Below are 22,377 nucleotides of genomic sequence, written 5' to 3'. Positions count from 1 at the left end.
ACTGACTTCACCCCTTTTTGAATGAGAATAAATTTCATTTACATGGCGTTGTTATTTTTGGTAGTATCAGCCTTGTTATGTTGTAACGCTTTTTAATTGATGGAAAAACTATAAACTAAGGACAGCATTTAGCTATGTGCTCCAATGATTTGACTGTATTACCTTTAGCCCAAATGGCACAGCAATATCTAAGTGAAGAGAAAAATATTACTATCCAGCCCGGATTAGCTGTATCTATTTGTCATTCTAGCTGTAATTGCCTTAATGGCTCATTTCCAAGTGATGATAAATACATACACCTAAATTATCTATTGGAAGGCCGATTTAAAGCCAGAGTACGTGATACATTGATAGAGTTAAATGAAGGTGATGCAATTATGGGTTTTTCCTGTGGAGAGCCATTTCATTTAATGAACTCACCTTCATTTTGTAATCTGGATATTATGATCACACCAGAACTACTTGCAACTCTGGTTGAAAAACACTTTCTCGGCATTGATTTGCACGATGTGGTTTTTTTCATTAAGTCTCCTTGTAACAATATAAAGCTGAAGTCCACGGCCAGCCATATTGCCTCGTTAATTGAAAGGCCAACCTGTAAACTGCTATTACACTCTGCGGTATTAGAGTTTATTCACTGGCAAATTGACGCTTTCAATGAAAGAAAAAATAACCAAGGACTTTCTATCCGAGAAAAATATCAATTAGAGTCAGCCCGTAATTATCTACTTAAAGACCTCAGTATCGCCCCCACTATTGCTGATATTTCAAATGTCGTAGGGTTAAATCAATGTAAGCTTAAAAAAGGCTTTAAGCACCTGTACGGCGACAGTATTTATGCCCACTTTCAAAAAGAGCGCATGAAAAAAGCAATGCCATTGTTAAAGGATAATAACGTTACTGAAACAGCCATGATCTTAGGCTACAGTAATGTCAGTCATTTTAGCGCTGCCTTTAGTAAAGAATTTAATATCAAGCCCAAAGAGGCTAGAAAAGAAATTATTCCATCAAGAAAACAATGCGCATGATAAAAAAGAAATACCTACAACAATTTCTACTATCCTCTAACCAAATAAAGAGACAATAGAATGTAGGTAAACCCAGAATTAAATAACAGAAATATTAACATTCAGACAGGCAATCCACAGCAAAACGCGTATATTGAGCGTCATAATCATACGATGAGATATAGCTGGGTAAGCAAAGACCTGTTTAACTCACTTGAAGAAGCTCAGAGATACGCAATAAAATGATTATGATTCTACAATCATAAGCGGCACATCAGGCCAACGGAGGTAAGCCACCTTTGATGGCAGCTTAACTTCTACTTGTTACTGCGGTTAAAATGGGAGGATTACCAAATCACCATATTTTTAAGTGATCAATACCCAAACATCAGATACGATGCTTTCTCTTAAAATCACCGATGGCCCCATAGGAGAAAAATGTGATTCAAACGGATCTGACATTTCGACAACATGATTTCTCTAGACAGGATCTACAAGGCCACACATTCAAGCGTTGCCATTTCTTCAAGTGCGACTTCGACCATGCTGATTTAAAGGATGCAAAGTTCACCGATTGCCAGTTTATCGACACCAAATCCCTCGAAGGCTGCAGCTTTCGGTCCGCCGACCTCAAGGATGCCAGCTTTAGCAATTGTATGCTGGCGATGTGTAACTTCAGCCATGCCGACTGCTTTGGCCTGGAGCTGCGAAAATGCGATTTGAAAGGTGCCAATTTTCAGCGCGCGAGTTTCGCCAACCATGTCAGCCATACCGTTTACTTTTGCTCTGCGTTTATCACCGGATGCAATCTGGCTTACAGTAACTTTGAACGGGTCATCATTGAGAAATGCGATTTGTTTGAAAACCGCTGGAGTGACGCCAATCTATCCGGCGCGAGTTTCAAAGGCTCTGACTTATCCCGCGGTGAGTTCAGTTCCGATCAATGGGATCAATTCAATCTGGAAGAATGCGACTTAACCCATGTCGATTTGGAAGGACTGGATGTTCGTCAGGTGTCGCTTTTCGGCGTCAAAATCTGTGATTGGCAACAAGAACAGCTCTTATCACCTTTAGGGCTGGTGATCCTGTAGCAAGTTCACAGGGTAAAACTCGCAACAAGCGATCCAAAATTCCGGAAACCCACATTTTCGGATCGCTTGTACGGCTGTCTGATCAGGCGCTACTTCCTGAACACCATTAACTTTGCCGTCAATTCCTGAACAACTTCATCCGCACCATTCAACGTGAGACTGTGGATCTGAACAATGGCACGATCCGGTCGGGACTGCGACGGCTTTATTTCAACGATCCGACTTTTAACTCGTAGGATATCTCCGGGCCGAGCGGGCCGGGGCCAGCTCACAGCGCTGTTGACACCAATCAGCCCGCAAGCGAGTGGGATACTTTGCACTAAGAGTTTCATCGTAATCCCCACCGTATGCCAACCGCTCGCGGCGAGCCCCTGGAACAAGGTATCCTCGGCGGCTTCAGGATCGAGGTGGAAAGGCTGCGGATCATACTCACTCGCGAACGCGATGATCTGTTCGGCATCCAGTTGATGCGCTTTACTCAGAAATTCCTGCCCGACAGCCAGATCTTCAAGATACAAGCTTGAGGTCTGCTCTGATCGCATCATGCTATTTCCGTTTTCCATGAATCATTTCCTTTTGAAAGCTAAAGCGATGAGTTGAAGCGATGCTGAAAACGAAAAGATGCCTGAGTTCGGTGAAATTTTCGACAATCTTGTCATGCGCATTTGTAAATTTGCCATTGCGCTCGCAGTAAAAGAAACGCCTGGCGCAGCCATGAACAGCATCAACTCGTCCAGATTTAACTCGATATCGAACCCATGACAGCGCAGAAGCGCCCGGAAAACTGGTTCAAAAAGCCATCGGATTTCAACTGTCCACAATGTTCAGACCAGACACTTACACACTATCCGAAACCCCTGATACTCACTATTTTCCGCAATGCTTACCAATGCAGTAAACTGCCCCCAACAGAATCACACTTCCCGATTAGGTGAAACAGCCAAGGACAGATCCATGCGCCCAGCCCACTTTCTAGCAATCACGAGCATTCTATGCAGTACCCCATTGATGGCAGCAGAGCCCGCCGATGTAATAATCGCCAACGCTCAAATTTATGGCTATCCCGATGCCGATACCCTCGCCATTGATGACAGCAAAATTGTGTTTGTAGGCCAAGCCAGCGAAGGACGCCGTTATCAGGCTCCGGCAACCCAACTCATCGATGCCGGGCAGGCCTTTGTGATGCCGGGCTTTATCGATAACCACAATCATGTGTTTGAAGCCGCTTCCGAAGTCGGCGGCAACTGCGAGCTAAGCGCGGAAGCATCGCTGGCAGAGCAAGTCCCGCATCTGAAAGCGTGTCGTCAGCAAGCGAATTCACGCAGCTGGCTGATGGGCTACGGCTTCTCGCTGGATGCCATTTTAGATGATGAGAACCAAGATACCCCCTTAGCCGTGATTGACCGCATTTTCCCGGATCAGCCAGTGGTGATCATGGAGCAAACCTCCCACTCAATGTGGGTAAACTCAGAAGCCCTGAAACGCGCCGGGCTCTCCAGCCGTTCGCCAGAGCCGCAGGGCGGGAAAATCCTCAAGGATGAAGCAACCGGTGAGCTGAATGGCATTTTGCTCGATAACGCAGGCGACATTGTAATGGAGCTGGCATGGAACAGCATGGAGCGTCCTTTTCAGCAAAGTTACGATGGCTTAATGGCCGGCCTGGAAGAAGCCGCCGCACACGGTATCACCACCATCGGTGACGGCCGCTTGTATTGGAAACGAGGCTGGTATGAGGTGTGGCAGCAAGCCGCGCAAGACGGCACCTTAACGGCGCGGGTCTCCCTGCGACCGTGGATTTACCCGACCGAGCCGATGGCGTCACAACTGGCATTTTTGAAATCAATTCAGTCCGGCAACCACAACCGACTGCTGTGGGCCGATCAGGTCAAAATGTACAGCGATGGGATTTTCATTAACGGAACGGCCAAAACCCTGGCTCCCTATCGGGACACTTACATCCCTGACGAGCCGTACGGCATCAATTATATTCCGCCGCAACAAATGAAAACCTGGCTGAATGCCCTGGATCAGATCGGTTACAGCGCCCATATCCATGCCATCGGCGATGGGGCAATCCGGGAGTCACTCAATGCCATTGACCATGTTCGCCATCAGGGCTCGAAAAGACCTTACACACTCACTCATGTCGAGCTGATCAGCCCGAAAGATATCCCACGGTTCGCCGAGCTCAATGTCACCGCAGATTTTCAGGTTGGTTCTGATTATATCGCCCACCACGATCATCAATGGGCAGAGGCTTTTCTCGGCGCCAGGCGCACCCGCGCGCTGATGAATCTAAACGCGATTTATGCGACCGGTGCCAACGTCACCTTAAGCAGCGACTGGAATGTCCACGATATCAACCCATTGTTGGGCATCGCCAATAGCCTGAAAATGGGTAGCACCGGGTTGCCGGATATTCATGCCGCGATTGATGCCTACACCATTAACGCCGCAAAAAGTTTGGGGATCAGTGATATCACCGGCTCGCTTGAAATCGGGAAATCAGCCGATCTGGTCTTTCTGGCGCAGGATATTACCCGCTTGCCGATCGACGCAATCCCAGAGACACCAATCTTAATGACGGTGCTACAGGGAGATATCATCTACGACGCAGAGCGGTAGTTCAGAAGAGGCAGGCGCACTCCTCAAAACACAGTAAATCAAAACGCAATAAATCAGTGCGCATAAATCAAAGTGCGGTACATCAGATTTTCTTTTATGATGACGTTCAGGATAAATACCCGCTTCAGGACAGGCCACGAAATGACAACACCTTCTGCTTCAGCAACTGCCATGCACCTCTCACTCACCGTACTGCTGGTCAACGCGTTTACCGATAACGGCAGTGGCGGGAATCCCGCAGGCGTGGTGTTGGACGCCCCAGACCTGACCTGCGAGCAAAAAACGGACATCGCCCGCCAAGTCGGCTATTCGGAAACCGCTTTTGTACAAACCGGCTCCGACGCTGACTTTCACGTTGAATTCTACACCCCGGAAGGTGAAGTCGATTTTTGCGGTCACGCCACCGTGGCGACCTTTTCGGCCATGCGGGATCAAGGCCACCTCCAACCGGGGCATTACACTCAGAAAACCAAAGCCGGGATTCTGGGCATTGAGATCGAAACAGACGTGGTCCGGATGGAGCAAGCCCTGCCCCAAACACGCCCCGGCCCGGCGGTCGATAGCGTATGCCGGGCGCTGGGGATCCCTGAAGCAGCAATCCGCGACACGCAGCTGCCGATTGAAATCATCTCAACCGGATTGCCGGATATACTGGTGCCAGTTGCCTCCGGCTACCTGAGCCGGTTGCAGCCCAACTTTCAACATCTGGCAGAATGTAGCCGGAACTTTGAAGCCATTGGCTTTCATGTGTTTGAACTGGGTGAAGACGAGATGATCACCGCCCATTGCCGCAACTTTGCCCCTTTGTATGGGATCGATGAAGAAGCGGCGACCGGCAGCGGCAACGGTGCATTGAGCTGCTACCTGGCCAAACACTGCTACCCGGGCAAGACCCAATTTCGGTTTGAGCAAGGCCTGGCGATGGGCAGCCCGTCAAGCATTGAAGCCGCACTCGAGTATTCGTGCCAGTCGATCACCCGCGTCATGGTGCAAGGTAAAGCAACGATTATAGGACAACGCGACATCACCTACGCTTAAAACACGATCAAAAAAGGGCAATAATTCGATCATTGCCCTAATGTGATGATTCGGCCATTGAGGTCGCGCCTCAAGCATTAGCTCATCTGCGGTACCATACTTACCAGTTCTACGCACACCTCAGTGCGATTGCGACCATTGGCTTTGGCATCATATAAAGCATTATCAGCCTGTTTCATCGCCGTATTAATATTGGCAGTCCGTCCAGGCCAATAGGCTATGCCAATAGAAATCGTCACTTTTCCGACTACCGGAATATCAAATCGTTCAACCACTTGTCTTAAACGCTCAGCAACTTCATAGGCGGTTTCCGGACTGGTATCAGCCAGGAAAACCAGAAACTCCTCGCCGCCGGAGCGACAGAGAATGTCATCCCGGCGGGCCTGCTCACGCATCAGGTTCGCAACAACTGTGATCACTTCATCGCCGACATCATGCCCATGGGTATCATTCACCTGCTTGAAGAAATCAATGTCTAATGCCACCACCGAAAACGGCTGCTGTTTTTCCCCGAAAACATCCAGGGCCTTGAGCATCCCACGCCGGTTCAGCAATCCGGTCATCGGGTCAGTATGGCTGTCCAAATCCAGTTGGGTAATTTTACGGGACATCAGATCAAATCCCCGGGTGATCGCCGCTTTCAGGTGCGCAGCTTCAAAATACCAGGAGCGGATTTGCCGGATATGCTCCACAGTCTCCGCGCGCTCCATGCTCTTAACACCGCTGGCAAGCTGCCATAACGGCCTGGAGATGAAAATAGACGACACCCAAATCCCCAGCAAAGTGACCAACCCAATCGGGATCGTCTTCACAAAGACATCCGTCATCTGCTCATCGAGCTCGGATAAAGTATCTGACTTAGATCGTTGGGCCACGATCCCCCAGCCGGTGCGCCCAACCAGCGCGTACCCAGCTAACATCTCAAGTCCCAGATGATTTTCGATACCCTGGGCCCCATCCTTTCCGGAAAGCACAGTATTGATAGCCACATTGTCGGTGACTACTTCACCGATCCGCACCTTGTCCGGATGGTGAATCAGAGTTTTGTTCCGATCAACCACATAAAGATACGAGCCGTCCTGATAGCTGTGCTTGCCTAAAATACTGGCGATAATATTACGCTTTTCCAGGTAAATCGCCCCGGCGACATACCCTAAATACTCGCCCTGCTCCGAGAAGATCGGGTGGGAAATGCTGATCAGATAGTTCCCGACGGACGAAATAAAGGGATCACTCACCAGCGGACGCTGCGCCTGCAATGGCCGCAACGAGTTCTTTGATGAAACCCGTGCTCCTTTGATTTCCAACGTCTCCGGTGACACCGCGACAATCATCCCCTGGGCGTCGACAATAACCACCGAGTTAAAGGTTTTCGTTTGCCGGCGCAGGCGATCAGCTTCAGACATCAATTCGGCGTCTTCAGTCATCACATAACGCAAAATCCCGGCGCTGTATGCCAACTGCTCTTGCGCCGCTTCAATAAAAGTATCCGTCGTTTTTGCCATCTTATCGGCGTAGACCTGGTTCGCATCCAGCGTTTTCTGAATCAGCAATTCGCGTTGCACTTTGTAAATGGAATATAAGGCGTTACTCAGTGTGATCAACACACTAGCAATGGTCAGTAACAAAATGAGTTTACGCAGATCAACTTTCGGGTTCAGCAATGAAGCCATTAAAATCCCTGTTATGAGCTCAAAGGTGGACGGTCAATGAAGTCGGCCAATCTAAATCAGTGTCAAGCGCTATGCAAGCAGTATATTATCAGAATGAAAGGCTACTCCCTATCTCTTCACCCATTGCACCAGGGTAATTCTATATTGCCGCGTCCTGATGACTCAGCCTGAAGACAAACTGACAGGCAGGGGGATCCTCTACACTTAACAAGCATGCATCCCCGCTCACTGACACGACAGAGGTACCCACATGCAGCGCTATCCAAAATTGTTAGCCCTTCTGGTTGCATCCACTTGTTCAGCAGCAATGGCATCAACCACAGATCCTCTGCCCTCCTGGCATGATTCTGCGGTGAAAAAACAGATCATCGAGTTTGTCACCCAAACCACAACACCGGGTTCGGATGACTTCATCGCCGTCGCGGATCGCATCGCGACCTTCGACAATGACTGCACCTTATGGTCTGAAAAGCCGATTTATCTGCAAGTTTACTTTGCGATGGATCGGGTCAAAGCCATGGCGGATCAACACCCGGAGTGGAAAACCACCGAGCCTTTCGCATCCACGCTCAAAGGAGATGTCGAAGCGCTCAGCGCCCAGGGACTTGACGGGATCATGAAGCTGGTGATGGCCTCACACGGCAATATGACCACCGAAGCGTTTCATCAGGCTGTGCGAGACTGGCTCAAAACAGCAAAGCATCCAACCACAGGTAAACCCTATACCGATATGGTTTACCAACCCATGCTGGAGCTGCTCGACTATCTTCGGGAAAATGACTATCAACCCTTCATTATCTCCGGCGGCGGGATTGAATTCATGCGGGTCTGGGCACCGGAAGTCTATCAAATTCCGACCGAAAATATTGTCGGCACTACCTTAAAAACCGAGTATAAAATCATCGACGGCAAACCGGCGATTCAGCGACTGTCAGAGCTGGATTTTGTCAATGATAAGTCCGTCAAACCAGTCACCATCCAGAACTATATCGGCAAGCGCCCGGTGATGGCCTTCGGCAACTCTGATGGGGATATGCAAATGTTGCAATGGACCAAAGCCGGCCCCGGCCCCCGCCTGTCATTAATCATCCACCATACCGATGACAAGCGAGAATGGGCCTACGATAAAGACTCCTCGGTCGGCCGGTTAGACAAATCCTTTGAGGTCGGCCAAAAAGAAGGCTGGCTCTTTGTCGATATGAAAAATGACTGGAAGACGATTTATAAGCCCTGAGCCGTGCTCTTTCTTTGGGATGCGTTCAGTCCCCAAATCAAAAGACCTGCCGCGGCAGGTCTTTTTTTGTGTCATCCGACAAATTACTGTCGGTTCGGCGGTTGCCGCGTCATGGTTTCGAGCACATTTTCAATACTCAACGAACTGCCTTTGGTTGCCGGGAAGTCTTTAAAGGTTTCCAGGAACTGCCGCACCAAGGCCTGAGCCGGGACAAAGGTCCACATTTGGTCGGCATAGAAGTGGCGGATATACAGTGCGGAATCCGGCCCGACTTCGAACGGATCCATCCGCAGGTTAATCAGCAGCGGCCAGCTGGGCGTTTTGCGATACGCTTCATTGATCGCCCCTTCCATGATACTGAAATGGATTTTCCAGTCTTTGTAGCGCAGCGCATTGAGGTTTCCCGCGGCATCAAAGTAAAATATCTCATTGCGGGCGCCCGGCCCTTTCCCGGTCAGCAGATCCATCTGGTTGTAGCCATCGAGGTGGGCTTTAAAGGTTTTTCCCGCGGCGCTGTAGCCTGTCAGCAATTTTTCCTTCACTTCCGGCTCACCGGCGGCAGCCAGCAAGGTTGGCATCCAGTCTTCCTGGGAGAAGATATCATTGATCACAGTACCCGGCTTAATTTTACCCGGCCAGCGAACCAGCATCGGTACTCGGAACCCCCCTTCCCAGGTCGTCCCTTTCTCCCCTTTGAACGGCGTGACCCCGCCATCAGGCCAAGTAAATTTCTCAGCCCCATTGTCGGTGCCAAAGATGACGATGGTGTTGTCGGCCACCCCGAGCTCATCAAGCTTATCGAGCATCGCCCCCACCTGATCATCGAGATCCATCATCCCATCGGCATACAGACCATAACCCGATTTCGCCTGATATTTTTCACTCAAGTGCGTCCAGACGTGCATCCGGGTCGAGTTGTGCCAGATGAAAAATGGCTTGTTGTCTTTCACCGCTTTTTCCATAAACGCCAGGCTGGCTTCCAAAAACTCCTGGTCTACATTTTCCATCCGTTTGCGGGTCAGCGGGCCGGTATCTTCCACTTTGCCGTCCGATGACGACTTCAGCACGCCCCGGGGGCCGAATTTTTTCCGAAACTCCGGATCTTTGGGATAGAACTCGGATTCCGGCTCTTCTTCTGCGTTGAGGTGATAGAGGTTGCCGAAAAATTCATCAAACCCGTGCTTGGTCGGCAAGTGCTCATCTTGATCGCCCAGGTGATTCTTCCCGAACTGACCGCTGGTGTAGCCCTGCTCTTTGAGCAGTTCGGCAATCGTCGGGTCTTTATCCTGGATCCCCTCTTTTGCCCCCGGCATCCCAATGGTCAACAAACCGGTCCGAAACGGGTGCTGACCCAAAATAAACGAAGCACGACCCGCCGTGCAGCTCTGCTGGGCATAGGCATCGGTAAATAGCGCCCCTTCTTTGGCAATGCGATCGATATTCGGCGTTTGCCCGCCCATCATCCCGTGATGATAAGCACCGACATTGTACACACCGACGTCATCGCCCCAAAACACCAGGATATTGGGTTTATCCGTTTCGGCAAACGCATTTGCCGCCACCAATGCACTACACAGCGCTAAAGTCTTTATTATCTTCTTACGCATGAATTCCTCCTGCGCGACTTGATTTCACACCACACGTCACTACGGAGCATGGGCGCAACCACACCAACACAACGATTTCTGGAAATCAGCCCATCGCCACCTCCGACACGAATTCAATAACACCTAAGTATTGCTGATTTAGTACCACTCTCAAGAATCAAAACCGAGCCTCTGGGCTAATCTTAATAGCAATGTCTATGGTTGCGCTGCAAAGTCTGTCGGATCCGCAGTCTGGCTTCATTTATCACCATCTGGCGGGACATTCATACACAAAAGACGAGTCGGCCGGACTGGCGAAAACCACTCCAGCTCGAACAACCCCTGAAAGATAAGACCAATTGGGGCGCTCAGACCAAGGAGGTCATGTGACAGCCATCTATTTCAAGGCCATGATTATCGCTTTCACAATTCTGTCGGGCATGGCATCCGCATCCGATACGCAGATCAATGACCCTGCCGCCCTGTGTGGCAATTGCCATCAGCAACAAGTTAAGGCATGGCAACAATCACACCATTTTCATGCCATGGAACCAGCCGGCCCCGAGTCGATCCTGGCGGCATTTACAAATGAGCAAATCACCTATCTCGGGCGACCAGCCCGTTTTTTTCGCCAGGACGATCAATATCTGGTGACGTTTTTCGATGAGCACCAGCGCCAGCACACACTGTCCGTCGTCTATACCTTCGGCTATCGTCCGCTTCAACAGTACCTGTTCAGGGCAGAGAGCGGGAAATTACAGTTGATTCCCTTTGCCTGGGATAGCCGGAGCAAAGCCGAAGGCGGCCAGCGCTGGTTTATCCTGCACCCCGAGCAATCGAAATCAGACAGCTTCCACTGGACACAAATGGGCCAGAACTGGAATCAGATGTGCGCGGACTGTCATAGCACAAATTTTGAGAAACACTTCAACTCACAGTCGAACACGTATCAATCCACTTATGCATCCGTCAATGTTAGCTGTGATGCCTGCCATGGCTCTCCCACCCGACACCTGGCCTGGGCTAAAGGAGATCAAGGCATCAAACATCGAGGGTTCGACACCGCCATCAAAGCCAAGACGTCCGGCTTTCACCCGGATGAAAACGGTGCACTGGTTCCGGTAACCCCGCTACAGGCATCCCGACAAATCGAAACCTGTGCCACTTGTCATGCCAGAAGGGCGCAGCTCGGTGATCGCCAAGCGCCTGATGACTTGTTCAACGCCTTTCAGCCAAGTTTGCTCACCACCGGGCTGTATTTCCCCGACGGCCAAATTCAGGATGAGGTTTATGTCTGGGGCTCATTTGTCCAGAGCAAGATGTATCAGGCTGGCGTCACTTGCACCAACTGCCACAACCCTCACTCCGGCCAATTGAAGCTATCCGGCAATCAAACCTGTACTCAGTGCCACACTTCAGCGACTTATGATAGCGAGCAGCACCATCACCATCAGGCATTCAATGCGGGCAATCAATGTGTCGACTGCCACATGTCGGCAACGACGTACATGCAGGTGGATCCGCGGCGGGATCACAGTTTCCGGGTGCCTCGCCCCGATCTCACCCAGACCATCGGCACGCCCAATGCCTGCAACGGCTGCCATCAGGATCAATCCGCCCAGTGGGCACAAACGCAGCTGCACCAGTGGTTTCCGGCCAGCCAACTTCAAAATGAACAACATTTTGCCACGGTATTTCATGCCGCCGATCAGGGAATGCTGACCGACAGCACTGCCCTATCCCGGATCGCCCAGAACAGCAACACCCCGGAGATGATCCGGGCATCCGCCCTCAGCCGAATGGCGTCCATGCCACCGGATGCTAATGCCATGATTGCCATCACCAGGGCCGTTAAAAAAGACGAACCACTTCAACGTATGGGTGCCATCCAGGCAGCCGGAAACTTCCCGCTGGAACAACGCTGGCGTTTACTCAATCCCCTGCTGCATGATCCCCGATTGAGCATTCGCACCGAGGCAGCCCGGGCTCTGGCACCCATGCTGTTACAGCCGGCGTCTCAGCTGACGCCGGGCGAGTACAAACAACTCAATGCAGGACTGCGCGAATATCAAACCGTGCAGCGTTACCAGGCTGATCGCGGCTACGCCCACACGGCGCTTGGTAACCTCGCGCTCAGCCTCCAGCAAATTGAAGATGCCATTGGCCACTTCAACCAAGCGATTGATGTTGAGCCGATATTCATTCCCGCATACGTGAACCTGGCCGATACCTACCGGCTCAAACAAGATGAGGCGCAGTCCCGACATGTTCTCACCCAGGGCCTGGCACTGGCCCCGGAAGCTGCTGCGCTCAATTACGCTATGGCGATGAGCCTGGTCCGAAGCCAGAACAAGCCCAAGGCTGCGACGTATTTACAAAAAGCGGCTGAAGCTGAGCCGGAGAGCCTGCGCTATCACTACACCTACTCCCTGCTGCTTAAAGATATTGGTCAGCCGATGCAGGCCATCCAGGCACTCAAGCGCGCTTACCATCTTTCACCGAACAACCCGGACTTGGTCTATACCCTGTCGCAATCTTATGCTGAAGTGAGCAATTATCAGGCCGCCTTGTTTTATGCCGCACAGCTCAGGCGACTCCTGCCGGACAATCCCCAGGTCGCACACTATATTGAGCAGCTTCAAGCCAGGTCAAAGCGCTAGCGCGTCCTGCCGCTCGCACATGGCACGAATTGGTGTTCAGCGCCTAGCCAAAGCCGGCGTACAGCTCAGATACCTGCTATGGTGCCTGAATTATCTGGGAGTAATATCACAGATATACTTCAACGCTGCCTCCTTCTCTAAGCGGCCAGTTGTACATTTTTACCACGACAACTATTGATATAAAGGCAGGAAATAAAATACACAATAAAAGGGGAAGGGATATCATGAAGTCATATGCAATCACACCGGCACTGGCTGTGCTCGCCTTAGTCGGGTGCCAGTCCACAGCCACACCAACCGTCAATACAAACTCTGCCGTCTCCGTCTGTAATATTGGCGATGACTACAAAGATATGCGCAGTAACTGGACCTCCTATGAGCAATCAATCCAGGATTGCGGCGGGGCGAAGAACGTTGAACGGGCCATGATTCAGAACCGCACCTTCGCCCGAAAAAACAACAAAGGCCAGGTGGTATATTATCGGTTTGATTCTGCCGGCCAAGGGGTATACGTCGGCAAAAGCGGCGAGGAGAGAATATCCTGGACCATTGATAACGATAAATACCTCAACATCTCCATGCCCAATAACTGGAAAGTAACCTGGGTCCTCACCGACACTCAGGAAGATACCTGGGGCGTCAAAGTCTACGAACGCAACTCATCTGAGCAGTACCTATGGAGTGCAGCTTATACGGTTTCCCCCAACAGCCAGGAGTAGCCTCAACCAACATCCGTGTCACGCCGGTGGCACGGAATACTGATGGTCTGAACTCGCGCTAAAACAGGAATCTCCCCCTTTCTCTGCATACACTGATGAAATGCATCCGCGATCAACGCCAGAGGCATCTCATGAGCAATGAAACTCAGACCACCGAACTTCCCTGCGAACAGCTCCCTTGTGGGGAGACCATCAGCCAGTTGATCTTCCCCAAAGATAAAGATATCGGCGGGTTTATGGTCCGCCGCGCCTTGCCCAGCGCCCACCTCAAGAAAGTCGGCCCTTGGGTGTTCTTTGACCACATGGGACCGGCGCAATTCGATACCGAGCACGGCTTGAACGTCAGGCCGCACCCGCATATTGGGATTGCCACAGTGACTTACCTGTTCGAAGGCGAAATTTTGCACCGGGACTCTCTGGGCACCGAGCAAGCCATTCAGCCCGGCGATATCAACCTGATGGTTGCCGGAAGAGGGATTGTGCACTCCGAGCGAGAACGACCGGAAAGGGCCCGCCAGCCAAGAACCGTGCATGCCCTGCAGCTCTGGCTCGCATTGCCGGAGGCGATGGAAGATATTGAGCCGGCCTTTTATCACTACCCGAAAACCACCATCCCACTCCTGAACCGGGACGGCGTCACTATCCGGGTGATGATGGGAGAAGCTTTTGGAATGCAATCGCCGGTGAAATGTTTCTACGACACCCTGTACCTGGAAGCCGATATTCCGGCCGGACATACCTTCCCGCTCCCGGTCACCGAAGAAAAGGCGCTCTATGTCGTTCAGGGAGATGTCACCCTCGGGAATGAAGCAATCCCGGAGCATGGATTCGCCGTATTGCCGGGCGCTTCCCAATGTTCAGTTCAGGCGGCCACGAATGCCCGAGTCGCGCTGGTCGGCGGCGCCGCGATTTCCCGCCGCTTCATCGAATGGAATTTTGTCTCCAGCCAGAAAGAGAAAATAGAGCAAGCCAAGCAGGACTGGCAGGCCCGGCGGTATCCGGTTGTTCCCGGCGACGAAGAAGAGTTTATTCCGCTTCCCGGTTAAGCACTTCACCCATCAAGACGAATCTGCGGAGAGGGTTATACACCCTTTCCGCCCTTGATGACTATCAATAGACTTCGCCGAACTTGACGAATGAACCTCACCTAGTAGCCAGTCACGAAATCGGGCCGCAGCGGAGATTTCATCCAGGTCATCCGGACACACCACATGATAGGACAAATGAGGCGCAACCCTGAGGTGAACCTCCTCGAACAACCTGACTAGCCTGCCCTGCGCCAGCTCTCGCTCAATCATCACCGGCTCTGCCAACCCCACCACACTACCTTCAAGCGCCGCCTGGACCACATGGCTCAAATCGGAAAACCCCACCGCCCGGCTGTCATCAAAATCATCGATACCGGCAGCGGCCATCCACATCGACCAATTTGGCCATGACTTCCCTTGTGTCGTGCAATCGACATAACTGAGGGTGTAGCGCTGCAAATCTTCAGGAGCTCGAAGGTCTTGGTGGCGGTTGAGCCATTCGGGACTGCACACCGGCACGACCTCAGTGCCGAACAGCTGATGCGCACGCGTGCCCGGATACTGCCCGTGGCCAAATCGAATCGCGACGTCGATGTCGTCACGTTCGAAATCCCGTAGCTCATCCGTAACATCAAAGGAAAGCTCAAGATCAGGATGCACAGCCTTCAGCGCCCCGAGTCTGGGAAACAGCCAGTTCGTGGCAAATCGCGCCCCCAAAGAGACACGAAGCTGATCCGTGTCCCTGGATACTTGACGTGCCTGGCCGAGCGCCCGCTGCAAGCCATCGAGAGATGCTGTCACCGCACTGTGCATAATCTCCCCCGCAGCTGTTAAGGCAATCGTGCGGCTGGTTCGGTGAAACAGTTTCAGCGCCAGTTGCGCTTCAATTTCCTTGATTTGATAACTGACAGCCGCAGGCGTTAGGCCCACTTCATCCGCCGCTTTGGTGAAATTCAAGTGCCGACCAGCCGCTTCAAAAGTCCTCAAGGCGCGGGTTGCAGGCAGGTTTTTATAAATCATTTATTTACAAGCCGATTTTAATGAACCATCAAGTAATACTCGTTTCACGGAAAGGCGTCAATCCGTCAGAATCAGCCTCACCCCAACAAATGACGCTGCGGCGTCTCTTTCACAATATTATCTGGAGTGATCATGTCATCAGAATGGAAACCCCTCACCCTGCTCAATGGCCGGACGGCCACCAGCGAAGATCTGGCACCTTTGGCCTTTGCCGGTCACGCGCACTTTACGGCAATGCAAGTTCGGGATCATCAAATCCGTGGGCTGGATTTACACCTGGCGAGACTACGCGCCGCCTCACTGGCCCTGTACGGCCAAGCGATTTCCGACGAACAGGTGTGCACGCAGTTACGTCAGGTGTGTACCTTAAGCCCGGGTCACTTTTCACTGATGGCTTATGTCTACTCCGCCAGCGGCGAATTCACCCCGACGGAAAACAACGCCCAACTCTCTTTGCTGCTCCGAACGGCTCCGCCACACAATGGTCCTCAAGGCCCATTAGCGCTTAAATCCTTCGAATATGAGCGCATCCTGCCGCAATTCAAGCATGTTGGAGAAATTGGAAAAACCTACTGGATGCGCCAGGCGGTCGCTGATGGGTTTGATGATGCTGTCTTTATCGATCGCTTGGGTCGCTACAGTGAGGCGTCCATCTGGAACCTGGCTTTTTGGGATGGTGAAGCTGTGATTTGGCCCCAAGCACCGGTGCTACCGGGCACGACCATGGGAATTGTCCGTCGGCAGCTTGATAAGCTCGGTATTCCTCAGCGTGAGCAAGAACTCACCCTTGTGGACATTACGCATTTAAACGGTTCCGTTGTGATGAACTCCTGGACACCAGCGGTCCCGGTCCGCCAGATTGATACAGTGTCTTTCCCCACTTCCCAGCCGTTTCTCGACATTCTGCATCAGGCCTACCAAAACGAGCCACTGATCGCACCATAACCCAGCTTCAAGTATCACGTGCCCCAAAATTTTGGTGGCACGTGATCCATCAATTGATGCCGGTTATCAGGCCAGCACTATTTTGTTCCAGTGTTGATTTAAGGCTTAACTTAAAAACTCAGCCCGCAACATCCCCACTTGATGCTGGCTGTAGACCTTGATCCCGTGGGCTTCCAGCAAAGCAGCTGTGACGCCTTTTCCGGTAATCTTGCGGCCATTGAAATTGCCATCATAAATGGTGTTTCGACCGCAAGATGGGCTAGATTCGGTCAACACGGCAAAGCGAATGTCCGCCTGGCGGCATTTATCCAGTGCCAGTTGGGCCCCGGCCATAAACGCCTGAGTGACATCGGCGCCATCGTCCGCCATTACCCTGGCTTTACCCGACATCACATCTTCGCCGACACCGTACAGAATTTCCGCCGGCGCTCGCGGGGTCGGCAGCCCGGCAGACACCTCCGGACAGAACGAGACAATGTGCTGAGTGCGAAGCAACCACGCAAAGTCATCTCCCTCTGCGGTTAAGTCGCTACCGTTATAACGAACCTTGCTCCCCAGCAAGCAGGCGCTGACCAGTATTTTTTCCACAGAATCAATCCCTTCCAATCATCAAGACACAATACAAGTGCCCGGTATGAGTATCCTTTACATCACTTTAGCCGATCGACGACGAACACATGAACCCGATTAACCGCTGCCAATCCTTTTCAATTCAACCGTTTATATTATCGTGCTGCTTGATCCTTGCCATATGGTAGACACTAGCATATTCGCCCTGTCGGAAGGCGTAGTCTTTGGATTCTCCTTCAACTGTGAATCCAAATTTTTCATACAACGCCATCGCCGGATGATTGTCAGTAAATACCGTGATTTCAATTCGCCGGACATTGAGCCAGTTGTCAGTCAGCTCCAGCATCGCGGCCAGCAATGCACTACCGACGCCCTTGCTCTGAAAGTCATCCCGCACGGCCATCCCAAAAGTCCCCGCATGTCTGCGCCGGGGATTTTGATACAACTCAAATCCGAGGTTGCCCACCACCCGGCTTTCATATTCCGCCACGAAACTGTAAATATTATCCGGAATATTCTCCATCCGGGACTGCCAGCTTGCCTTCGACGAAAATGGCAACAGCAGCGTCCCCGAATATGCCGCCTTTCCGGCATAAATTTCTTGAAGTGCCTGAGCATCTTTTGGCTCACTGAGACGAACGGTAATTTTTGCCATCACTTCCCTTTCTTAGAACTTCCATCATCACTTTCCCATCACCAATTTCGGTATCAGATTAGGCGGACATCACAACGGCTTCGATCTTATTACCGTCCAGATCACGAACATACGCCGCATAATACGTCGGCCCGTATTCAGGGCGCAGGCCCGGCGCACCTTCACATTGCGCTCCCAGTTCGATGGCAACGCGATAAAATGCATCGACGGCAGCCTGATCCGGCGCCTGAAAAGCAACATGAGCGCCATTCCCGGCCGATGCCTGATGCTCACAGGGGCTCCCGACCCAAAACTCAAACTGCTCGCCATAGGCAGCTGCAACATGATCGATCAAATGGGTCCGTTTGATCGATAAGGCGCCAAGCACCGCATCATAAAACTGAACTACCGCACGAACATCGGCTGTCCCGACAGATACATGGTTGATAATCATCAACACTCCATTGAATATAAAAACATTACGGCTATTGCGTTAAATCGGCGAAACAAACCATTTTTCCACTCACGGCAGCTCCCTTCAGCGTACATAACACCATGCCGGGCTCAATCCCTTCCGCAGCAACCACCAGCTCACCATATGGGTCCCACATGCCACTGCTGCCGCAGGTGATCCAGCCGCCGGTTTCACAGCAATGATTCGCCAACAAAACCGGCAACTGATGACTTCGGGCAATTTCGGACAGGATCTGCGCGTCCGCGGCGTAACCAGCTTCAGAAATCAGCGCGCTGGCCAGGTACAGATCGGCGCCGTTGGCTGCTGCATCTGCGGCATGAGCCGGGTTTGAAAAATCAGCGCAAATTGCCAGGGCAAGCGTATAGCCCTTGTAGGTGATCGTGATATTTCGCTCCCCGGCCGCACAGAAGGTTGCTTCACCTTCATGCAAATACTGTTTGGCGTAGTTCTCAACTGCGCCGCAAGGCAAGCAGATGATCGCGCCAATATAAGGCCGCGGATCTTGGCGTTGTTCTTGGTCATCGTCTTGATGATCACCGTGTGCAGCTAGCGGTCCGCCAGCGATCACCACGACTTGATGACGCATCGCGGCCTCAGATAAAAGTTGTATAACCTCAGGGCGCGAATCTAACGTCAATTCTCCGGCCAACGACAGTTCATACCCGGTGAGCGACAATTCCGGAAACACCACCACATCCGCACCCTGACGGGCGGAAGCGGCGATAGCATCCAGATGCATCGTCAGATTGGCTGAAATATCCCCTTTAAAAACCGGAGCCTGAACCAGGCTTACCGTAATGCGTTCGTCACTCACGCCGTCTCCTTCGCGTTCTCTCATGATCTCATGAATGGTTTAATAAATCCTCAGAAAACAAAAAGACCAGCAACTCACCTTCATCAGAGCCGCTGGCCTCATTTTCCGGTTTAATCGTTAATTTTCGCCATCAGCACATGGTCTTCCCAGACTCCGGCAATGTTTAAATACCGCCGGGCATAGCCTTCTCGTTCAAAACCGAGTTTTTCCAGCACACGCCCGCTACGCTCGTTCCGCGGCATATAGTTGGCCATCACACGGTTCAAACCCACGTCACTCAGCATATAATCGACGGTTGCAGTCAGAACTTCCGTCATCAACCCCTGACCTTCATACTTTTTACTGATGGAGTAACCAAGAAAACACGCCTGAAATGGCATCCGCACTACACCGGTAAAATTGCAGACGGCGATCACTTCCTGTCGATCCGGCGTCAGCGCAACAAACCGGTATTCTTTGCCACTTTCAAAATCTTCCGTCGCTTTCTGCAGCGCATTGTGCCAGTTCTCCAACGTCAGATAATCCTCGCCCCGGCTTGGCTCCCACGGCGATAAGTGTGCTTGGTTTTCAACGTAATAGTCCAGCAAAAGGGAGGCGTCTTGCACCGGCAGGATCTCAATGATGGTTCGCTTGGTTTGCATCATGTCACTTCTTTTCCATGTGATCTCGCCACGCCCTCGGCGGCTTCAATCGCCGGGCATGGCTCAGTTTTATTGTTGGATAGTTGTAGTCAGGGCACCGGCGCTCACCAACATCCCGCCGCTGACTTTATTAAAGCGGTTTTGAAACGATACGGAGGTGACTTTGCTGCGCAGATAACCGGAGAAAAGCGAATAGAATGACGCACTGGCTGCCGAAACCGCTAAGTACGAGGCCCCAAGAACCAGGAGCTACGGGACATAAGCACAACAACATTGCTGTGGCCATAAAAGACATCCAGACTTCGAGACTCGTGCCTACCTCCTTATAAAACCAGTCCGAAACAACCGGCACATTAGTCACCTGGCTGCATAAGGGCTAAATATTAGCATAATCTCCCCCGTCCAAAACAATAAATTAACAATCATTTTGGGGATGAACATCAAAAGAAAAAAGGCCTCACAAAGAGGCCAATCCAGTTCAAGGTCAAAGTAAAATCATCAAAGAGCCGCTTGCTGCGTTTGTGGCCCCAACTTACCTGAACTCGGCTCCTGCTGGTTAGTGAACGGGTCGGCATGCTCCTTCAAATCAGGTTTTCTCTGAACTAATGCCTGCTCCGTATCCGGATCAAACAAATGGACCGACTGAAGATCCGGCTCAAGAAAGATTTGCGCATTGATCTGCGGCAGCCAATCCGGCCGGGATGGCGCTCGAACCACCAAGCGGTGATCGCCGACCTGGCAATGCAGCAGATCTTCATTTCCCATCCGCTCAACGTTGGTAATTGTCGCCGCCACCGTCGATGACGACGCCTGATGTAGAATTCTAATATGTTCAGAGCGGAGCCCAAACCAAATCTTACCCCCCTGGTAATATTGCATGTGTGAGCGCACCGATGCCGGAATTGCCATTCGATAATCGGCAGTCAGAGAGACACTGGCTGAGTCCGGATGGTAATCCAACAGCAGAAGATTCATCGACGGGCTCCCGATAAAGCCAGCAACAAATTTATTCGCCGGATAATGATACAGGTTAATGGGTGTGTCGACCTGCATCACCCGACCTTCGCACATCACACAGATTCGATCCCCCATCGTCATAGCTTCGACCTGATCATGGGTGACATAAATCATCGTTGAGCTCACCCCTTCTTCCTGCAGTTGGCGGTGCAACTGCATCAGGCTGACCCGCATCGAAACCCGTAATTTCGCATCCAAATTCGAGAGTGGCTCATCGAACAGAAACACATCCGGTTTGCGAACAATCGCCCGACCGACCGCAACACGCTGACATTGGCCGCCAGACATTTCTTTTGGTTTGCGATCCAACAGCGCCATCAGTTCAAGCTTCTCTGCAGCATCCATGACACGCTGATGAATAATCGCTTTATCCTAGCCGGCATTTTTCAGTCCGAAGGCCATATTCTGATAGGTCGTCATATGGGGATAGAGTGCATAATTCTGAAATACCATCGAGATGCCCCGGTCTTTCGGCAGCAGATGATTCACACACTGATCACCGATCCAAATTTCACCGCCGGTATTGCTTTCAAGCCCAGCCACCATACGGAGTGTAGTGGACTTGGCACACCCGGACGGGCCGACCAGCACCATAAACTCGCCGTCCCGGATATCAAGATCAATACCGTGCACCGCCTTGAAACCGTTCGGGTACTGCTTTTCCAATTGCTTTAATTTTACCCCAGCCATGGGATCCTCCTGGATTCGGCTCGTGCCGACATTAACCTTTCACACCCGCGCTTGCCGCGCCTTCAATAAACTGCTTTTGGAACACCATGTAGAGCAATAACATCGGCACAATGGCCATCAGGGCACCCGCCATCAACATGGGGTACTCGACCCCGGCACGGCTGGAAAGTGATGCTAATCCGACCGGCAAAGTCATTTTGTCAAACGATGTATTGACAATCAGCGGCCACATCAGGTTGTTCCAACTCCACAAGCCGTTAATGATGACGCAAGCGATGATGCCCGGTCTGATCAATGGCAGCATGATTTTATAGAAAATCTGAAAATGATTGAGGCCATCGACAATCGCAGCCTCTTCAATTTCCTTCGGGACCGAAATAAAAAACTGTCGCAGTAAAAAAGCGCCGTAAATACTAAATAACCCGGGTAGCACCAGACCGGTCAGTGTATTGAGCAACCCCATTTTTTGTACAATCAGGAATTGAGGGATCAGAAAAATCTGTCCGGGCACCATCAGGATCGAGACACAGATTAAAAAGATGGCATCCCGCCCGGGAAATCGGAGACGGGCAAACCCGTAAGCCGCCATTGCCGCAATCAGAGTTTGCAACAGCACAATGGCCAAAGTGACGAGCACCGAGTTGATATAGAATTGTACAAAAGGCAATTCGGCGATAATTTTCTCATAGGCTGAAAGCTGCCAGGTTTGCGGAAAGACCTGCGGCGGAATACTCAACGCTTCGCTTTGCGTCTTCACGGAGGTCAGTATCATCCAGATAAATGGCAAAATCGTCGCAACCGTCGCCAGCAGCATAAACCCATAGACCAGTAGCTTCCCGCCACCGATCCTGGACTGAATCGATTTGGCACCGTGCCGTGTCGATAGTGTCGTTGTTGTCATGATATTGAA

General features: G+C 51.5%; 19 protein-coding genes and 2 pseudogenes. 10 read left to right on the top strand and 11 right to left on the bottom strand.

The window, feature by feature from the left end; all coding sequences use genetic code 11:
- Positions 1-134 precede the first annotated feature (134 nt).
- The 3 genes and pseudogenes from NNL38_RS21895 (at position 135) to NNL38_RS21885 (ending at position 2,098) form a co-directional block, all read left to right on the top strand.
- A complete protein-coding gene (locus NNL38_RS21895) occupies positions 135-1,028 on the top strand; it encodes a helix-turn-helix domain-containing protein (protein ID WP_255390978.1) in 894 nt (297 codons plus the stop codon).
- 99 nt (positions 1,029-1,127) lie between these two features.
- Positions 1,128-1,321, top strand: a pseudogene (locus NNL38_RS21890) (integrase core domain-containing protein); the annotation flags it as partial.
- A gap of 126 nt (positions 1,322-1,447) precedes the next feature.
- The gene (locus NNL38_RS21885; protein ID WP_255390977.1) at positions 1,448-2,098 is read left to right on the top strand and encodes a Qnr family pentapeptide repeat protein; all 651 of its coding nucleotides are present in this window, start codon (positions 1,448-1,450) and stop codon (positions 2,096-2,098) included.
- An 89-nt stretch (positions 2,099-2,187) separates the two neighbouring features.
- Here the strand turns inward: NNL38_RS21885 and NNL38_RS21880 are convergent, their stop codons facing one another.
- The gene (locus NNL38_RS21880; protein ID WP_255390976.1) at positions 2,188-2,661 is read right to left on the bottom strand and encodes a MaoC family dehydratase; all 474 of its coding nucleotides are present in this window, start codon (positions 2,659-2,661) and stop codon (positions 2,188-2,190) included.
- A gap of 391 nt (positions 2,662-3,052) precedes the next feature.
- Between NNL38_RS21880 and NNL38_RS21875 the strand changes: the two genes are divergently transcribed.
- Both NNL38_RS21875 and NNL38_RS21870 read left to right on the top strand, forming a co-directional pair.
- Positions 3,053-4,723 carry an amidohydrolase gene (locus NNL38_RS21875; protein ID WP_255390975.1) on the top strand — a complete coding sequence of 557 codons (1,671 nt, stop codon included), beginning with the start codon at positions 3,053-3,055 and terminating at the stop codon, positions 4,721-4,723.
- Between the two features lie 141 nt (positions 4,724-4,864).
- A complete protein-coding gene (locus tag NNL38_RS21870) occupies positions 4,865-5,761 on the top strand; it encodes a PhzF family phenazine biosynthesis protein (RefSeq protein ID WP_255390974.1) in 897 nt (298 codons plus the stop codon).
- 77 nt (positions 5,762-5,838) lie between these two features.
- Here NNL38_RS21870 and NNL38_RS21865 read toward each other — a convergent pair whose 3' ends face one another.
- The gene (locus NNL38_RS21865) at positions 5,839-7,434 is read right to left on the bottom strand and encodes a sensor domain-containing diguanylate cyclase (protein WP_255390973.1); all 1,596 of its coding nucleotides are present in this window, start codon (positions 7,432-7,434) and stop codon (positions 5,839-5,841) included.
- Positions 7,435-7,741: 307 nt separating this feature from the next.
- Here NNL38_RS21865 and NNL38_RS21860 point away from each other — a divergent pair, with 307 nt between their 5' ends.
- Entirely contained in the window at positions 7,742-8,668 is a 927-nt protein-coding gene (locus tag NNL38_RS21860; protein WP_255390972.1) for an HAD family hydrolase, read from the top strand.
- An 83-nt stretch (positions 8,669-8,751) separates the two neighbouring features.
- On the opposite strand, the gene NNL38_RS21855 is transcribed toward NNL38_RS21860, so the two are convergent.
- Complete coding sequence (locus NNL38_RS21855) at positions 8,752-10,275, bottom strand: arylsulfatase (RefSeq protein WP_255390971.1); 1,524 nt, start codon at positions 10,273-10,275, stop codon at positions 8,752-8,754.
- Between the two features lie 365 nt (positions 10,276-10,640).
- Between NNL38_RS21855 and NNL38_RS21850 the strand changes: the two genes are divergently transcribed.
- The 3 genes from NNL38_RS21850 to NNL38_RS21840 all read left to right on the top strand — a co-directional run bounded on the left by NNL38_RS21850 (position 10,641) and on the right by NNL38_RS21840 (position 14,679).
- Positions 10,641-12,914, top strand: coding sequence for a multiheme c-type cytochrome (locus tag NNL38_RS21850; protein ID WP_255390970.1), 2,274 nt, complete (start codon positions 10,641-10,643; stop codon positions 12,912-12,914).
- A gap of 224 nt (positions 12,915-13,138) precedes the next feature.
- Positions 13,139-13,633: a hypothetical protein gene (locus NNL38_RS21845; protein ID WP_255390969.1), complete on the top strand. Its 495-nt coding sequence runs from the start codon at positions 13,139-13,141 to the stop codon at positions 13,631-13,633.
- A gap of 131 nt (positions 13,634-13,764) precedes the next feature.
- The gene (locus NNL38_RS21840; RefSeq protein WP_255390968.1) at positions 13,765-14,679 is read left to right on the top strand and encodes a pirin family protein; all 915 of its coding nucleotides are present in this window, start codon (positions 13,765-13,767) and stop codon (positions 14,677-14,679) included.
- Positions 14,680-14,691: 12 nt separating this feature from the next.
- On the opposite strand, the gene NNL38_RS21835 is transcribed toward NNL38_RS21840, so the two are convergent.
- Positions 14,692-15,681 carry a LysR substrate-binding domain-containing protein gene (locus NNL38_RS21835; RefSeq protein WP_255390967.1) on the bottom strand — a complete coding sequence of 330 codons (990 nt, stop codon included), beginning with the start codon at positions 15,679-15,681 and terminating at the stop codon, positions 14,692-14,694.
- Between the two features lie 132 nt (positions 15,682-15,813).
- Here NNL38_RS21835 and NNL38_RS21830 point away from each other — a divergent pair, with 132 nt between their 5' ends.
- Positions 15,814-16,626, top strand: a complete 813-nt coding sequence (locus NNL38_RS21830; RefSeq protein ID WP_255390966.1) for an aminotransferase class IV family protein — start codon at positions 15,814-15,816, stop codon at positions 16,624-16,626.
- 105 nt (positions 16,627-16,731) lie between these two features.
- Here the strand turns inward: NNL38_RS21830 and NNL38_RS21825 are convergent, their stop codons facing one another.
- The 7 genes and pseudogenes from NNL38_RS21825 to NNL38_RS21795 form a co-directional block, all read right to left on the bottom strand.
- On the bottom strand, positions 16,732-17,214 hold the full coding sequence (locus NNL38_RS21825; RefSeq protein WP_255390965.1) for a 2-thiouracil desulfurase family protein: 483 nt from the start codon (positions 17,212-17,214) through the stop codon (positions 16,732-16,734).
- Positions 17,215-17,338: 124 nt separating this feature from the next.
- Positions 17,339-17,851 carry a GNAT family N-acetyltransferase gene (locus tag NNL38_RS21820; protein WP_255390964.1) on the bottom strand — a complete coding sequence of 171 codons (513 nt, stop codon included), beginning with the start codon at positions 17,849-17,851 and terminating at the stop codon, positions 17,339-17,341.
- 58 nt (positions 17,852-17,909) lie between these two features.
- On the bottom strand, positions 17,910-18,284 hold the full coding sequence (locus NNL38_RS21815) for a VOC family protein (protein ID WP_255390963.1): 375 nt from the start codon (positions 18,282-18,284) through the stop codon (positions 17,910-17,912).
- A gap of 31 nt (positions 18,285-18,315) precedes the next feature.
- Entirely contained in the window at positions 18,316-19,119 is an 804-nt protein-coding gene (locus NNL38_RS21810) for a carbon-nitrogen hydrolase family protein (RefSeq protein ID WP_255390962.1), read from the bottom strand.
- A 110-nt stretch (positions 19,120-19,229) separates the two neighbouring features.
- A complete protein-coding gene (gene rimJ / locus NNL38_RS21805) occupies positions 19,230-19,763 on the bottom strand; it encodes a ribosomal protein S5-alanine N-acetyltransferase (protein WP_255390961.1) in 534 nt (177 codons plus the stop codon).
- Between the two features lie 495 nt (positions 19,764-20,258).
- Positions 20,259-21,467 (bottom strand): annotated as a pseudogene (locus tag NNL38_RS21800) (ABC transporter ATP-binding protein).
- A 31-nt stretch (positions 21,468-21,498) separates the two neighbouring features.
- Positions 21,499-22,368: a carbohydrate ABC transporter permease gene (locus NNL38_RS21795; RefSeq protein WP_255390960.1), complete on the bottom strand. Its 870-nt coding sequence runs from the start codon at positions 22,366-22,368 to the stop codon at positions 21,499-21,501.
- Between the last annotated feature and the right edge of the window lie 9 nt (positions 22,369-22,377).

Origin of the sequence: Photobacterium atrarenae, assembly GCF_024380015.1 — a bacterium.
GTDB classification, from domain to species: domain Bacteria; phylum Pseudomonadota; class Gammaproteobacteria; order Enterobacterales; family Vibrionaceae; genus Photobacterium; species Photobacterium atrarenae.
The sequence above is the reverse complement of the archived record's forward strand: the minus strand, read 5'-3'. Positions and strand labels throughout refer to the sequence as shown.

Excerpts from the sequence above, each read along its gene's own strand:
- NNL38_RS21895 (WP_255390978.1), top strand. The coding sequence starts at position 135 with ATGTGCTCCAATGATTTGACTGTATTACCTTTAGCCCAAATGGCACAG.
- NNL38_RS21880 (WP_255390976.1), bottom strand. The coding sequence starts at position 2,661 with ATGGAAAACGGAAATAGCATGATGCGATCAGAGCAGACCTCAAGCTTG.
- NNL38_RS21875 (WP_255390975.1), top strand. The coding sequence starts at position 3,053 with ATGCGCCCAGCCCACTTTCTAGCAATCACGAGCATTCTATGCAGTACC.
- NNL38_RS21870 (WP_255390974.1), top strand. The coding sequence starts at position 4,865 with ATGACAACACCTTCTGCTTCAGCAACTGCCATGCACCTCTCACTCACC.
- NNL38_RS21865 (WP_255390973.1), bottom strand. The coding sequence starts at position 7,434 with ATGGCTTCATTGCTGAACCCGAAAGTTGATCTGCGTAAACTCATTTTG.
- NNL38_RS21860 (WP_255390972.1), top strand. The coding sequence starts at position 7,742 with ATGGCATCAACCACAGATCCTCTGCCCTCCTGGCATGATTCTGCGGTG.
- NNL38_RS21855 (WP_255390971.1), bottom strand. The coding sequence starts at position 10,275 with ATGCGTAAGAAGATAATAAAGACTTTAGCGCTGTGTAGTGCATTGGTG.
- NNL38_RS21845 (WP_255390969.1), top strand. The coding sequence starts at position 13,139 with ATGAAGTCATATGCAATCACACCGGCACTGGCTGTGCTCGCCTTAGTC.
- NNL38_RS21840 (WP_255390968.1), top strand. The coding sequence starts at position 13,765 with ATGAGCAATGAAACTCAGACCACCGAACTTCCCTGCGAACAGCTCCCT.
- NNL38_RS21835 (WP_255390967.1), bottom strand. The coding sequence starts at position 15,681 with ATGATTTATAAAAACCTGCCTGCAACCCGCGCCTTGAGGACTTTTGAA.
- NNL38_RS21830 (WP_255390966.1), top strand. The coding sequence starts at position 15,814 with ATGTCATCAGAATGGAAACCCCTCACCCTGCTCAATGGCCGGACGGCC.
- NNL38_RS21820 (WP_255390964.1), bottom strand. The coding sequence starts at position 17,851 with ATGGCAAAAATTACCGTTCGTCTCAGTGAGCCAAAAGATGCTCAGGCA.
- NNL38_RS21815 (WP_255390963.1), bottom strand. The coding sequence starts at position 18,284 with ATGATTATCAACCATGTATCTGTCGGGACAGCCGATGTTCGTGCGGTA.
- rimJ (WP_255390961.1), bottom strand. The coding sequence starts at position 19,763 with ATGATGCAAACCAAGCGAACCATCATTGAGATCCTGCCGGTGCAAGAC.
- NNL38_RS21795 (WP_255390960.1), bottom strand. The coding sequence starts at position 22,368 with ATGACAACAACGACACTATCGACACGGCACGGTGCCAAATCGATTCAG.